The organism is Flavihumibacter solisilvae (assembly GCF_000814475.1).
In the GTDB taxonomy this organism is placed as follows: Bacteria; Bacteroidota; Bacteroidia; order Chitinophagales; family Chitinophagaceae; genus Flavihumibacter; species Flavihumibacter solisilvae.
Genome location: NZ_JSVC01000001.1, coordinates 42,276 through 57,672 on the forward strand (window position 1 = coordinate 42,276; position 15,397 = coordinate 57,672).

A 15,397-nucleotide genomic window follows, 5' to 3' on the forward strand; every position below is an offset into this window, starting at 1 on the left:
TGTCGTGCTACAGACATTTTAAAAAAGGCAAGTTCAGTTTGGCGGATTTTGTAAGTAAGAAGTGTCTAACTAATTGGCTTCATTGAGCATATGGCTTTGTACAGACAAAATTGGTCCCCGGCTATTAAACGAAACCTGAAATGAGTTTACAGGATTGTGGTATGTATGGTTCAGTGGAATGTATTATTAGCGTTTGAACAACAAAGCCTTTCGGCGTTCGAGAAGCGTGGCAAAAAAACAAACAGGATAATTATGAAAATAAAATCCCTTGCATTGGTTGCTTCGTACTTGTTTTTACAAAATGTACAGGCGCAGGTTCCTGCCGGCACTCCGGAAGTATTGCCAAGACCTGATTTTAAATTTCCTGGAACAGTGGGCCGCACGTACCTTGAATCTGATCCTGCACAATTTCCGCAAATGGTGAAAGCGCAAAAAGGTGCACCCAATATTGTACTCATTCTGATTGATGATGCTGGATTTGGGCAGTTCAGCACTTTTGGTGGTGGCGTACCATCGCCTACATTGGATAAGCTGGCAACCAACGGACTTCGATTCAATCGCTTTCATACTACTGCACTTTGTTCACCTACAAGAGCAGCTCTTATTACTGGAAGAAATCATCATTCCGCTGCTTTTGCCGGGATAACAGAAATCGCCACTGGTTATGACGGCTACACCTGTGTATTACCCAAAAGTTGCGGCACGGTTGGTGAAGTACTTCGCCAGAATGGTTATTCAACGGCCTGGATCGGTAAAAATCATAACACACCACCTTGGGAAACCAGCCAGGCAGGCCCATTCGACCGCTGGGCCAATGGCCTTGGATTTGACTATTTCTACGGCTTCAATGCAGGCGACATGAATCACTGGAACCCGATTTTGTATGAGAACAAAAACCTGGTGCCTGCATCAAAAGATCCCAACTATTATCTCACCACCGATCTTGTCGATCATGCAATTTCCTGGATAAGAGAAATGAAAAGCATTGCACCCGACAAACCCTATTTTTTATATGTAGCACCAGGTGCTACACACGCACCGCACCAGGTTTCAAAAGAATGGATCGATAAGTTCAAAGGAAAGTTTGACCAGGGATGGGATAAGTACAGGGAAGAGACTTTAGAACGCCAGAAAAAATTGGGTGTAGTACCGTCAAATACCAAATTGACGGACCGTTCGAAAGGATTGCCTGCCTGGGATACTTTAAATGCCGACCAGAAACGTTTGTATGCACACATGATGGAAGTGTTTGCCGCTTATGGTGCAGAATGTGATTATGAAATGGGAAGGGTAATTGATGCGGTAAAAGCTTTGCCCGATGCAGACAATACCATGATCATTTATATTGTTGGAGATAATGGTTCCAGTGCAGAAGGTGGTTTGGAAGGATCGCTGAGTGAGAATATGTTCTTCAATGGCTACGCCGAAAAATGGCAGGATAATATTAAAGCCATTAATGACCTGGGTAGTTCTAAATATTTCAATCATTTTCCGAGTTCCTGGGCACATGCTATGAATACGCCTTTTCAATGGACAAAACAGGTGGCCAGTCATTTTGGCGGCACTCGTAATCCAATGTTCATCGACTGGCCAGCAAAGATCAAAGATAAAGGAGGCATGCGCAGCCAGTTTATGCATGTGATCGATATTGTACCCACTATCTATGAAGTCTGTGGTATTACAGCTCCTACCTCACTGAATGGAGTAGAACAAAAGCCTATTGAAGGCACCAGCATCGCTTATACTTTTTCCAAAGACAGTGTGAATGCGAAAGGAAGGCATGAAGTACAATATTTTGAACTGGGAGTTAATCGTGGCATGTACGACCACGGCTGGATGGCTTCAGCCGTGTCTTTTGAACCCTGGAACCCGAACAGGCCAAGTTTTGATCCTGATAAACAAAAATGGGAACTCTATAATATTAATGATGATTTTTCACAGGCGGAGGATTTGGCAGCAACATACCCTCTAAAACTTCGACAATTGCAGGATCTCTGGTGGGTTCAGGCTGCCAAATACAATGTATTGCCGCTTGATTGGAGAGGAACTGAACGCTTTAACTCCGAAGCGATGGGCAGACCGAGTTTAACTCGTGGCCGCAAATCAATGACCTATTATCCGGGTACCGTAGGCTTACCCGACCAAGCTTCTCCACCCATGTTGAATAAATCATGGACAATTACTGCGGATATCGAAGTACCAGATGCCAAAGCAAACGGGATGATTATTACTCAGGGCGGGCTGGAAGGCGGTTATGGCGTATATATTCGGGATAGCAAAGTAAATTTCGTGTACAATTTCCTTGGAACAACACGGTTTTCCATTAAAGCCAACACTCCACTGGCAAAAGGAAAGCATACCGTGGTAGTAGATTTTGAGTATGATGGCAATGGAATTGGCAAAGGCGGTAATATTTCCATTACCGATAACGGAAAAAAGATCGGGGGCGGCAGGCTGGAGAAAACTATACCTGCACAAATGAGTTTGGGAGAAGGGCTTGATATCGGAATGGACGTGGGATCACCAGTCGATTTTACTTATAAACTGCCTTTTGCATTTACAGGTAAAATAGAAAAAGTAACGGTAGACTTGAAATGATAGCTTTTTTGAGGAAATAAACAAATATGAAATTGAAACCTATCCCAAATTTCATCGGATGCTAAATCACCAGAGCAGGGCTATTGCTTTATTACCGATTGAAAGTAATTCCTACAGCCATAGAAGAAAATTTAAAAAGATTCGGTGAAATTGGTAAGCCTGGATCCTAGCCACATTCTCCGGATCAAAATTATTGGCAGCATAGAAACAGGAGGGAAAACATTTTTCTTGCTATTCACCCTAAAGGTTTTGAACCAGAAAAACGTAAAATCATGAATCGATTATTTCGCGTTATTCTTTTCGTGTGTCTATTTTCAATTTCGGATATTCAGGCACAACAGGTATTACCATTCCCTCCTACACCATCAGCATCGAAGGCGGGTGTAACAATGGAGACTTCTACTTATAAAAAAAGGGTTGAGGAAAGACATTTACCAAAGAATGCGCCGAATATTCTGATCATTCTTATCGATGATGCAGGAGCCGGTGCTCCCTCTACTTATGGTGGCGAAGTAAACACTCCTACATTGAGCCGTGTTGCCAATCAGGGCATCTCCTATAACCGGTTTCACTCTACAGCGATGTGTTCTCCCACTCGGGCAGCGTTACTGACTGGCCGCAATCATACTCGCGTAGGAAATGGCCAGATTGCAGCTATTGCAAATGACTTTGACGGATTCAGCGGGATTATCCCCAAATCTTGTGCTACAGTTGCTGAAGTGCTGAAAGATTATGGCTATAATACATCTGCGTTTGGAAAATGGCACAATACCCCGGAAGATCAGATCACGTCAAAAGGACCATTTGACTATTGGCCCACCGGTTATGGTTTTGAATATTTTTATGGCTTCCTCGCCGGAGAAGCTTCTCAATGGGAACCCACTCTTGTGCGCAATAACATTTATGTAGAACATCCAAAAACTTCTGGTGGTCATAAATACTATCACCTTTCTGAGGATATCGCTGATGATGCAATCCACTGGTTGCGCGAACAAAAAGCATATGCTCCCGATAAACCATTCTTCATATACTGGGCACCAGGGGCTGCACATGGTCCGCACCAGGTTCCTAAAGAGTGGTCAGATAAATACAAAGGCAAATTTGATGATGGCTGGGATAAATACCGGGAAAGAGTTTTTGCCCGAGAAAAAAAACTGGGATGGATCCCGCCAAATACGCAACTAACACCCAGACCTGAATCCATGGCTTCATGGGAATCCATTCCTGAATCTGAAAAACCATTTCAGCGTCGCCTGATGGAAATCTGGGCCGGCTTTGCCGAACATGCGGATTTCAATGCAGGAAGGGTAATCGATGAAATTGAAAAAATGGGTGAACTTGACAATACATTGATTTTTTATATCTGGGGTGATAATGGTTCCTCGTCAGAAGGTTTAAATGGTACCATTAGCGAACAGCTGGCACAGAATGGAATTTCTACAACCATCGGGGATCATATAAAAGCATTGAATGAATTGGGCGGCCTTGACATTTTAGGTGGTCCCAAAACCGACAACATGTTTCATGCGGGATGGGCCTGGGCATGCAGTGCGCCTTACCGGGGAACTAAACTGCAGGGAGCTTATTTTGGCGGCACGCGTCAGCCAATGGCCATTATGTGGCCAAAGGGAATTAAACATGATAATGCACCAAGATCACAATTTCATCATGTGGTGGATATCGTTCCTACCATTTATGAAATAGATAGTATTCCAAACCCGGAAATAGTCAATGGTTTTGCGCAGGATGAAATTGATGGAGTAAGTATTAAGTATTCATTCAATGATGCTAAAGCTGCAGGTACACGGCATACACAATTTTTTGATATCATGGCAAGCAGGGGAATATACCAGGATGGTTGGTTTGCCAGTGCGCGTGGTCCAAGAGAACCCTGGGTAAGTGGTATACCAAAAGGAATTAAAGAATGGAATCCGTTGACCGATCAATGGCAGTTGTATCATATCGATGAAGACTGGAGCCAGGCGAATGATCTTGCTGCTAAAGAACCTAAAAAGCTCGAGGAGTTAAAAGCGTTATTTCTCACTGAATCTGCTCGGAATAAAAACTTGCCTATAGGCGGAGGTTTATGGTCCACCCCGTTTTATCACCCGGAAGATGCTCCCGCATCCCCTTTTACTGAATGGTCCTTTGATCATCCCATTGTTGGGATGCCTGAATCTACTGCACCAAAATTGGGGAAGAATAGCAGTAAAGTGAAAATGGATGTGAAGGTACCGGCTAATGCAAATGGAGTGCTTTATGCGCTTGCAGGTTTTTCGGGCGGTATAACCTGTTTTGTAAAAGACGGGTACCTGAACTATGAATTTAATTTATTTGAAGTGGAACGCACAAAGGTCAAATCGAAAGAAAAGTTGCCGGTCGGCGATATAAAGATCGAAGTAGAATCGCGGTTAACGGACAAAATCGGAGGACCGATGAAGGTAACATTAAAAGTAAATGGCAAAACTGTCGGAGAGGGAAAGGTTTCGAGAGCGATGTCATTACATTTTACATCCAATGCCACTTTTGACCTAGGAGCCGACCTTGATTCGCCAGTTTCGCTGGATTATTTCGATAAATCCCCATTCATGTTCAATGGTACAATTGGCAAAACTGTAATTAAGTACTTAAAATAACCACACTTCTTGATGAGGGATTCATTTGGACATTCTGCATTTTACATTTTTGAAAACATACTATCGGACAAGGACATATGGAGCCAGATGGGTTCCCGTCCTCCGCAAGCGTCTACCAAAAGTAAAAGCATGCAAATCTTTGAATTGCAGCTTCTTTTTGTTTTCGACAAATACGGCTTAACGCTTTTCATTAGCTCTTATGCCGTTTGATGGCTGGTTGGAATAAACAATGGCTTCCCATGCTTTGATCGGTTCGTCAGCAGACGGGTTTTTTATTTTCAGGCGGACGGCATACTTTCCCTTTGGTAAATCGTACTTCCAGCAAAGTTCATAGCGGCGGGTGGTAAAATTGGCTGGCAATATTGGTGATTCGATAAGCTTATCATTAATGTAAAGTTCAGTGTTGAACACGTAAGGAGACTCACTTGCCCACCTGGCAGTCTCACCTCTTATTACGAAGCCGGTGCCTTCGAATTCAAAAACAAGTTCGTTTATTGGGGAGTTCCATTTCACCGGAATTTTGGCTACGGGGTAAAGGCCTTCGAAGCTTTTTTCAAATTTTACCGCGCGGGGTTGTTGTGTTTTAATAATTATACTATCGCCCTTTATAGATCCACCGTTCCTTTCAAGGTTCAGAAGCGCGTGCTTAAAGCCTGTATCATAAACCTCTTCGAGACTTATGGTCGTATATTTGAAATCAATCGCTTCCGCTTCCTTCAAGCCCATTCTCCAATAGGCCGGGATCTGATCGTAACCCAACACTGTTCCCAGTATGCCGCCTGCACTGGAAGGATTGCAATCCGCATCCTGTCCGCAGCGGGTTGTAATTTCAAGCGTCTTAGTAAAGTCCCCATGTCCGTACAGCAGACCAATGACCACATAGGCAGCATTTACTTTCGCATCAATATTGAATGGAACGAATACCCCTTCAGGGCAACCGATATCATCGGCCCATTTTTTCTGTACTTCGAACCAGGTTTGTTTCCAATCTGAGGGATATTTTTTATGCCAGTTAATGACGTCACTGATGCATTGATGGAATTCGCTTCGGGCGGGAATTGTCTTTAATGCCTCCCGGACGATGAAGTCAAGATCTTTAGAAACAAAAGCAAGTGAGTACATCGCTCCAATATAGACACCTCCATACCAGCCATCGCCATAATTCATGATATGCCCGATCTTATCGCTGATAGCTGATGCTGAGTTGGGCATACCAGGACTCATCAGTCCCGCAAAATCGCTTTCGATCTGGTAATCGATACAATCGGCATGCGGGTTGTTCATCCAGTGACCGCTGAGCGGTGGCCTGAGACCCTGCAAAATATTATAGCGGCCCGCCTGGTTGGCATGCCATAAGGCATAACCAGCATGTGCATAGGCGTTGGCAAAGGAATCGACCGGCGCGTCCAGGCCATACTTGTCAAATACCTCTACGAAGGTCAGGTCCATATAAAGGTCATCATATAACCCCGGGCTATTGATCATGGTCTGTTTCACATAACCATCGTACCATTTCAACGGCTGATAGTCGCCAATAAGAGTGCCGTTAAACTGGAATTCATAAGGGCCGCCAAATGTGACACCGATGGTTTGACCGGCCCATCCACCTTTGATCTTATCCTTCAGCTGTTGGCGGCTGAGTACAAATGTCTTTTCCTGCGCAGAGGCAAAAGATGCAGTGGCCATTAGCATGTAGAGGGTCACCCAAATTTTTCTCATTGCAACTTATGTTTTAAATATTTATATGTTGGGGCAGGACAGCACAGTACACTTTCCAGACAGCGATTTACTAATTTATTCAAAAGTGAAAGACTGCCATATGCCCCAGGTAAGAATTTCTTATTTTTTGTTAGTATGCCTTAGCGTGATTCTCGTGTTAAACGGACATCGGGCTCATGCTCAAAACCGTCAAAAAATAACAAGAATCCAATTCAGGCCCGAAAATGCCAAAGCGGGCGATGTGATACCGTTTTATTATAAAGGTGAGTATCATATATTTTATATGCGAAACAGTAGTTGGGGACATATTGTAAGCAAAGACCTTGTAAACTGGAACGAGTTGCCGGACGCACTTGCAAAAGGTATTGACTCATTGGCGCCTGATGGAGAAGGTTGCTGGACGGGTAGTATCGTCGAGAACAAAGGCATGTTTTACCTCTTTTACACCGGCAAAAACGCCGCAGATCCTAAAGGCGATCAAAAAGTAATGCTGGCAACGAGTAAAGACCTGGTTCAATGGACAAAAGAGCCCAGCCATACTTTTTATGCCGACGGCAATATTTACTGGAATAAAACAATAAACGGCAAGATAGACGACAAATTGATCTATCATCACCAGGCATTCCGTGATCCTGACGTATTCTGGAATAAAGAAAAAAACGAATGGTGGATGATTCTTCATGCGACTGTTGCGGATCAATCTTTCCCAGCGACAGGATTGTATATTTCAAAAGACCTGATTAACTGGAGGCCGTCGAAGCCATTGGTGGTTTATCCGGTGAATACAAATGTTTCAGGTGATTGTCCCTTCGTTTTTCAATCCAATGGAAAATGGTTCCTGAATTTTGCAGACTACCACTATAAAACCGCCAACCGAGCTGAAGGTCCGTACGATGATCAACCAAGAGAATTTGATTGCGGTGATCTTCGTGTGCCCAAGGTGATGTGGGATGGACGTCGCAACATTCTCATGGGATGGATAGCTGACTATGAAGATAACGTTGATTCAGGGCGGATCTCATGGGGAGGAACACTTTGCATGCCCAGGGAACTATGGACTGATTCCTCTGGAAATGAATTTCAGCGACCGGTAAAAGAAGTCATCGAAAGTTTTCGTTCCCTGGCTATTCAACGCCCCCAAAATTTCATTAGGGAACATGTCCTAAAAATTCCGGCTGACTACATGTTTCACGCACAATTAGTAGCAAAAACAACCGACACAAAACTAGTCATAAGGTTTCCCCAAACAAGCCGGAATGATGAATCAGACTACCACCTGAAGATTGACTTTACAACCAAAGAGATTGAAATGGGAAGCAGGTATAAGTCATACAAAAGAGTATGCGATTTCGATCCCCGGCAGGCAATGGATATCCGGATTTTCAGGTTGGGAGATGTGTTGGAATGTTTCATCAATGATGCCTGGGCATTTACTATGCGGGCTTATAAGAGAGAGAGTGGAAAATTGACGCTTATCGCCACCGAAGGGACCTTTAAAATTCTACGGGGCGAAATATCTGAACCCAGGTCTGCTTATTCCGAAACCATTTCCAAATAAAGTATATGAAAAGAAGAAACTTTCTGCGTGCATCCGGTATGTTTCCATTTATCGCCGGAAGCCTGGCAACCAGTATTCCGGCAAAAACAAATGCAACAAGCCCTGATTGCGATGAAGGAAATTCTCCTGTCCGCCCCAGGGATTTTTTTTACAAACCGGAAAATGCATGGGCAGCAGATTTCATACCAATGTATGCCGAAGGAAAATTCCAGTTGTTTTACCTCCTGGATTGGAGGGATGGGGAAAAGCACGGAGAAGGAACGCCCTGGTTCCGGTTATCCACAACCGACTTTGTGAACTACGAAGAACATGGCGAAGTGATTCCGCGTGGCACCAAAGAGGACCAGGACCTGTTTATATTCACCGGCAGCGCTTTGCTGGCAAAGGACAAATACCACATTTTTTATACGGGCCATAATCATCATTATGCTAATTCCGGAAAGCCAATGCAGGCCGTGATGCATGCGGTTAGTGATGATCTGCAACACTGGACAAAAATTCCCGAACATACTTTTTTCGCGCCAACTGACAAGTATGAGAAAAACGACTGGCGTGATCCTTTTGTATTCTACAATGAAGAGACGAAAGAATACAATATGTTACTCGCTGCAAGATTCAATAAAGGTATACCAAGGCGTCGCGGGCTGACTGCTCTCTGTACATCTAAAGACCTGGTGAAATGGGAAGTAAGGGAATCTTTTTATGCGCCTGGTCAGTTCTTTACGCATGAATGTCCTGACCTGTTTAAAATGGGAGACTGGTGGTATCTTATATTCTCTGAATTTACAGATCTTGTTGCCACCCGATACCGGATGAGCCGTTCATTGAAAGGACCCTGGCTGACACCAAGCCAGGACACCTTTGACGGCCACGCATTCTATGCTGCCAAAACAGCTTCAGATGGAAAGAACAGGTTCATATTTGGCTGGAACCCTACACGAAGCGAAAACCAGGACAACGGTGGATGGAACTGGGGCGGAAACCTGGTAGTACATCAAATCGTTCAACAACCTAATGGAGAGCTCACTGTTCAGGTACCGGATACAGTTCGCAAAGCATTTAATAAACCTTTGAACCAACAGTTTACGTCAGCTTCCGGTGAAGTAATTGGCAATAAAAAAGAAATAGAAGTAAAAGCGGATGGGATATTTAATGCCGTATCTGCAGGTAAAATGCCGGAGACCTGCAGAATTAGCTCCACAATATTGTTTACAAAAGCACCTAAAGATCTTGGAATTATGTTGCGTTGCAGTGATGACCTCGATAAAAGCTACTACATCCGGTTGGAGCCAGGAAAGAACAGGCTTGTATTTGACATGTGGCCGCGAAGAGTGAGTGAAGTAACGCATATGGTAGAGCTGGAACGTGCGGTCACATTGAAACCCGGAGTTCCGGTTTCTATTGACATACTCATCGACGGCAATAAAGGAGTCGTGTATGTTAATAATACTGTAGCGATGAACTTTCGTGCCTATGATATCCCGGAAGGCAACTGGGGATTTTTTGTCACGGAAGGAAGCGCCGGTTTTAAGAACATAGAAATAGCCACGTTATAAATAAATGCCCCGCAGATCATTGGAACATGAAATGTTAAGCTTTGGGCTGTGGGGTGTATTATTCCTTCAGTAGAAGGATTAAATAGTATCTTCAATTAAATCAGATAAAAATACTTCACCAGTTAGTTTCGATCAGTCACGATTCTTACTCTTCGTTTCAGTAGTAGTCATTTCTTCTCTTTACTCCTTGTTGCTGTTTTTTACCGATTTATTCCAATGTTTCATTGGACAACGGCCGAATGTGTCATTTAATCGATAATCAGCAGATAAGAAAACTATGTCATTTATAGACAATATCCTACAAAAACCTTCATACGGTTGGAAGAATGAGAAAGGAGAACTGGTAATACCCAGCACCCGCGAACTTTTTACAGAAGCGCTTAATCGTGTGAATGTGTTCAAATCGAGAAAAAACTGGATCTCAATGATCAGTTGGTTCATGATCGTTTGTATGATACCCTTTATTGTTTTGTTCGTTGCCAAACATTTTTCATGGCCCTTATTTATTTGTGCAGCTGTTTATAGCCTTATCATAATGGGCACACACGGTACAATTTGGTTTCATCGATATTGTACGCATAAGTCCTACAAATTCAGTCACCCGGTTTGGCGCTTCTTCACACAGAACCTTGTAATCAAAACGTTTCCTGAAGAGATCTATGTGCTTTCACATCACGTCCACCACGCAAAATCAGATCTGCCAGGCGACCCTTATAATTCCAATGGGGGTTTGCTCTATTGTATGTTGTCAGATGTGAATCATCAAAGTATAGCAAGGGATCTGTCGGAAAAAGATTATTATAAAGCTGCAGGTTTACTTGCACATACAGGGGTTCAAACCAATTCTTATAAGGGATACCAGGAATGGGGTTCTGTTGCTACGCCTTCATATACCATCCTTCTTTGGGTTTTAAATTGGGCGTTTTGGTACGCCGCGTTTTATCTCCTTGGCGGCCATGCTTTGGCCTGTGCGCTGTTCAGCAGCGCAATGCTCTGGTTCATCTTCGTGCGGGCGTTTAATTACACAGGACATGGCAAGGGGGAAAAAATGCATGTGGACGGCCTGGATTTCGACCGCTCGAACCTCTCCATAAACCAGACGAGGCCTGGATTGTTCACAGGCGAATGGCACAACAATCACCACCTGTATCCGGGAAGTGCTCGAGCGGGATTCCTCCCTTACCAACTTGATCTTGCGTGGATTTTTATCTTTTCCATGTATAAAATGAAATTGGTATCCAGTTATCACGACTCCAAAAAGGAGTTCTTACAAAAGTATCAGTCGAACCGGAATGCATAGCAACGTCAACAGGCAGCCGGAAATATAATTTGATTTGCCGGTTCAAAAAGGTATCTTTACCATAACAGATAAAATACTCCATCATTCAGTTCTGATCAGTTACGATTCTTACTTTTCGATTCAGTAATAGTTTCCTCCTCTCTACTTTTTGTTGCCTGTGTTTTTTCTAATTACCCACATTTAAATTTAATCAGCATGAACATGTATGTATCAAATCTTGGATTTCATGTAACTGAGCATGATCTTAGAAAACTATTTGAAGCCTTCGGAGAAGTAACTTCAGCCAAATTGGTCATGGACCGGGAAACAGGCAGAAGCCGTGGATTCGGCTTCGTGGAAATGGCTTCCGATAATGACGCGAACCAGGCGATTAGCCGCTTGAATGGAAAAGAAATAGAAGGTAGAAGCATTTCCGTTGCGATAGCAAAGGAAAGAGAAGAGCGACCTGCAAGAAAAAAATGGTAACTTATATATTAAATTTTGACAATGACCAACGACCAGATCGCATCAGCAATTGGAACACCTACTTCTAAAAGTGATGTATTTGAGATCAGGTTCAAAGCACGGAACCCGATAAAAGGTATGTTCATTGAAACATCCGATTACAGAGAACTGAGCCGTAAAAATTTATGGCGCATTGTTCATGAAAATAACCTGGAAGAATATACCAGATCCCAAAATGAAGCGCTGGCCCGGATATTCAACGGAAACGAGTTTACAAAGCTACGGCGTCTATCTTAAGGCAAAAATATTTCTGACAAAACCCGCTATTGCATAGCGGGTTTTTTTGTCCGTTTCTTTAAAAAGCATTGATAAAAATCAATGCTTTTGCTTGTGCAAACGCAAGTACTTTTCTTGCGCATAATCAGTGGAGGAGATATTTTCCAATATTAGTTTTGCACTGACCAATGTTTCAAACATGGAAAGAAGACACTTTATTCAAACTATTATAACAGGAACAGTTAGTATGACCTCATTAGCAGCATTCAAAAATTTTACCTGTGGCCTGAACGAGCAGGAACAAATCATGCCAGTGCTGTTCATCGGGCATGGCTCGCCGATGAATGGGATAGAAGATTCTGAATTCAGTCGCCGGTGGACACAAATCGCAAAGGAAATTCCAACACCTAAAGCTGTGCTGGTAGTTTCGGCCCATTGGTTTACCAGTGGAACCAGGATTACAGCGATGGACTTTCCAAAAACCATTCATGATTTTGGCGGATTTCCACAGGAATTATTTGATGTGCAGTATCCTGCACCTGGCAACCCGGCATTGGCTAATGAAACGGCGGGTTTGCTTCATTCGGCTCATGTTGAGTTAGATCATGATTGGGGACTGGACCATGGGGCGTGGACAATTATCCGGCACATGTACCCGGATGCCAATATTCCCGTATTGCAGTTAAGCATAGATTACACAAAAGGCCCACAATTTCATTATGACTTAGGGAAAGAGCTTTATGCCCTGCGAAAAAAGGGAGTGTTGCTTATAGGCAGTGGCAATATGGTTCACAATCTTAGGATGGTAGCATGGGATAAACTGAATGACCAGGATTATGGCTATGACTGGGCCAAAGACATCAACGAAAAGTTTAAGTCATTAATACAGGAAGGGAACTATAAGCCTTTGATTAATTATAGTTCATTAGGCAAAGAAGCCCTATTAGCTATTCCCACTCCGGAACATTACCTGCCATTGATGTATACATTGGGAGCTAAAGGCGGCAAAGACGACATTTCCATTTTTAATGATAAGGCAGTAGGTGGCTCATTAACGATGACATCAGTAAAAATCGGATAAGAAAGTCCTGATCCCATTTGACTGAAAACCCTGTTGACATTAATCAATGCTATTCATTAACCAAACGCAATGGACAGGATTTTGACTGGTCATAGCTTTACCTAAAGCTTATTAGAATGAAAAACAGGAAAATACCAAATGGAGTTGTCATCGACATTCAGGCAGTTGATATGACTATCAATAAGAAATTGCAGAATCGGATCTTTGAGATGCTGGAAAATTTTCAGCGCTATTTCACAAAGATCAAATGGGCCGGTTTCCATGTGCAGCAATCCTCAAAGCGAAAAGCATTTCCACGGACGATTAAAATTCACCTTGACATTCCCGGCCCGGATATTCTTGTTTCGGATTCAGGCAAGAGCTGGAAGACATTGATGAGAAAGGTCGAGCAAACGATCATTACGCAATTAAAGAATCGAAATCATGTTACGAAATCAACAGCAGGCTTCTGCTAGCAAAACGCTGATAGCCGTTCTGATTCTTCTCAACACTATTTTTCTGGAATTTGCCTACGAAAAGAATGAAAAATATTTCTGGGCATTGCTTATTTCGCTGCCATTATTGATCTTCTCCCTGTGGCACCAGGGGAAAAATTAACTCCCAAGGGCGCCCCCGGAAAGCCGGGAATTCCTGAGTATCCTTGAGAAAATAGCTTTGCAATTCCGGTAAATTTTAAACCAGACGGTAAGATTCATTCTATTCTGCGTTTTACCAGCTTCTTAAATTGTGCCTGAAGCCAAACACCGTCTGACTCCTTAAAAAGAAAAGAAATGAAATGGATAACGCGGGAAAGACCAAAGATTGACAGGATTGCCTGTCCCTGGTTGATTAAACACTTTGTAGACAGCGAGGCAGAATTCATTTTTGTCCCGAAAGAACAGGTATTTGAAGAAGCCAGGAGGCTTGGCGCCATTCCATACGACATTCCAGGAGCCGAATATTCCCATTATGGTGAAGAATGTACATTCGACTATGTAGTTAAAAAACACCAGGTAACTGATAAGGCAGTACTTGAAATTGCAAAGATCGTGAGGGGAGCAGACACGCATCGCTTTGACCTGGCGCCGCAGTCTGCGGGGCTGTGGGCAATTTCTGCGGGTCTGTCGGTAAATTTCAACGACGATCTGGAACAATTAGAAATGGGGATGAAACTTTATGACGCATTATACAGTTGGGCAAAATATGCCCAGAATGAAGTTCACACCTGGGAAAGCAAATTATAATTGAAATCGTTTACCATGAAATACATTTTCATTCCGGGACTCGCATTATCCATTCTCGCAAGTTGTAATAACGGCACTGCCAACCGGAATAACACAAGCGATGCAACAAGCAGGAAAAATGAAGCAATTGCGTGCCCACCTGGCAGCAGCAAACTTGACATTGCAGCAATCGAACAAATAACCGGCATGAAAGGAGCAGAAAAGAATGGTGAATATAAAATCACTATCCCTCAAAATGATCTACAGATTATCGTCGACGGATTTAAGATAATTCCGCCGATGGGCTTAGGAAGTTGGACGGCATTCACTCCCTGTGGAGATAGCGCAATGGTGATGGGGGACATCATATTAACAGAAACAGATCTTAAAGCTGTCCAGAAAGAAGTGATCAGGCAGGGTTTTGCCATCACCGCTATACATAATCATTTTGTGCGCAATCGCCCAAATGTTATGTACATGCATATAGATCGTTCAGCAGATCTGAAATCACTTGCCACAGGAGTGAAAGCAATTTTTGATAAAGTCAGGGAAGCGAGAGGCACAGATCCAAAGTCAGCAAAAGCAGACAGCGTTGCAAATACACTCGATCTCGCATCACTCGATTCAATAATCGGTTATAAAGGTGAGCTGGCAAAAGGCGTTTATAAATATACAATTGGAAGACCCGATGTTCAACTTGCTGAACATGGAATACCGGTGAGCAGCTTTATGGGATTTAATACCTGGGCAGCATGGCAGGGGACACCGGATCATGCGGCAGTTTGCGGTGATTTCACAATGCTGGAAAATGAAGTTGCTCCAGTTATCAAAGCTCTGGTCGAAAATGATATCGAGGTGGTAGCTGTACATAACCATATGGTACATGAAGACCCGAAAGTATTCTTCCTGCATTATTGGGGCGTGGGAAATGCCGGACAGCTTGCGAGAGGACTGCGAGCCGCCCTCAATGAGACGGGGAAAAATGGTAAGTCACATGGATAAAGAACAAAACAAGAAACCCACGAAA

Annotated in this window: 12 protein-coding genes; 11 read left to right on the top strand and 1 reads right to left on the bottom strand. The window is 43.3% G+C overall.

Going from position 1 to position 15,397, the window contains the following annotated elements:
• Positions 1 to 252: 252 nt before the first annotated feature.
• Positions 253 to 2,598 carry an arylsulfatase gene (locus tag OI18_RS00145; RefSeq protein WP_039136564.1) on the top strand — a complete coding sequence of 782 codons (2,346 nt, stop codon included), beginning with the start codon at positions 253 to 255 and terminating at the stop codon, positions 2,596 to 2,598.
• Positions 2,599 to 2,870: 272 nt separating this feature from the next.
• Entirely contained in the window at positions 2,871 to 5,234 is a 2,364-nt protein-coding gene (locus OI18_RS00150) for an arylsulfatase (protein WP_039135967.1), read from the top strand.
• Positions 5,235 to 5,411: 177 nt separating this feature from the next.
• Here OI18_RS00150 and OI18_RS00155 read toward each other — a convergent pair whose 3' ends face one another.
• Positions 5,412 to 6,953: an ADP-ribosylglycohydrolase family protein gene (locus OI18_RS00155; protein WP_039135969.1), complete on the bottom strand. Its 1,542-nt coding sequence runs from the start codon at positions 6,951 to 6,953 to the stop codon at positions 5,412 to 5,414.
• Between the two features lie 100 nt (positions 6,954 to 7,053).
• Here OI18_RS00155 and OI18_RS00160 point away from each other — a divergent pair, with 100 nt between their 5' ends.
• The 9 genes from OI18_RS00160 (at position 7,054) to OI18_RS00200 (ending at position 15,372) form a co-directional block, all read left to right on the top strand.
• Positions 7,054 to 8,511 (top strand): glycoside hydrolase family protein, encoded by a 1,458-nt coding sequence (locus tag OI18_RS00160; RefSeq protein ID WP_262493984.1) that lies wholly within the window; start codon positions 7,054 to 7,056, stop codon positions 8,509 to 8,511.
• A 5-nt stretch (positions 8,512 to 8,516) separates the two neighbouring features.
• The gene (locus tag OI18_RS00165; protein ID WP_052272725.1) at positions 8,517 to 10,067 is read left to right on the top strand and encodes a family 43 glycosylhydrolase; all 1,551 of its coding nucleotides are present in this window, start codon (positions 8,517 to 8,519) and stop codon (positions 10,065 to 10,067) included.
• Positions 10,068 to 10,344: 277 nt separating this feature from the next.
• Positions 10,345 to 11,367 carry a fatty acid desaturase gene (locus tag OI18_RS00170; protein WP_039135975.1) on the top strand — a complete coding sequence of 341 codons (1,023 nt, stop codon included), beginning with the start codon at positions 10,345 to 10,347 and terminating at the stop codon, positions 11,365 to 11,367.
• 195 nt (positions 11,368 to 11,562) lie between these two features.
• The gene (locus OI18_RS00175) at positions 11,563 to 11,832 is read left to right on the top strand and encodes an RNA recognition motif domain-containing protein (RefSeq protein ID WP_039135980.1); all 270 of its coding nucleotides are present in this window, start codon (positions 11,563 to 11,565) and stop codon (positions 11,830 to 11,832) included.
• A gap of 21 nt (positions 11,833 to 11,853) precedes the next feature.
• On the top strand, positions 11,854 to 12,108 hold the full coding sequence (locus OI18_RS00180) for a hypothetical protein (RefSeq protein ID WP_039135981.1): 255 nt from the start codon (positions 11,854 to 11,856) through the stop codon (positions 12,106 to 12,108).
• Between the two features lie 178 nt (positions 12,109 to 12,286).
• Positions 12,287 to 13,168 carry a 4,5-DOPA-extradiol-dioxygenase gene (gene ygiD / locus OI18_RS00185; RefSeq protein ID WP_240312685.1) on the top strand — a complete coding sequence of 294 codons (882 nt, stop codon included), beginning with the start codon at positions 12,287 to 12,289 and terminating at the stop codon, positions 13,166 to 13,168.
• 116 nt (positions 13,169 to 13,284) lie between these two features.
• Positions 13,285 to 13,623 (top strand): hypothetical protein, encoded by a 339-nt coding sequence (locus OI18_RS00190; RefSeq protein ID WP_039135983.1) that lies wholly within the window; start codon positions 13,285 to 13,287, stop codon positions 13,621 to 13,623.
• Between the two features lie 315 nt (positions 13,624 to 13,938).
• The gene (locus OI18_RS00195; protein WP_039135984.1) at positions 13,939 to 14,391 is read left to right on the top strand and encodes a chromate resistance protein ChrB domain-containing protein; all 453 of its coding nucleotides are present in this window, start codon (positions 13,939 to 13,941) and stop codon (positions 14,389 to 14,391) included.
• Positions 14,392 to 14,406: 15 nt separating this feature from the next.
• The gene (locus OI18_RS00200) at positions 14,407 to 15,372 is read left to right on the top strand and encodes a DUF1259 domain-containing protein (RefSeq protein WP_039135985.1); all 966 of its coding nucleotides are present in this window, start codon (positions 14,407 to 14,409) and stop codon (positions 15,370 to 15,372) included.
• The last annotated feature ends 25 nt before the right edge of the window (positions 15,373 to 15,397 follow it).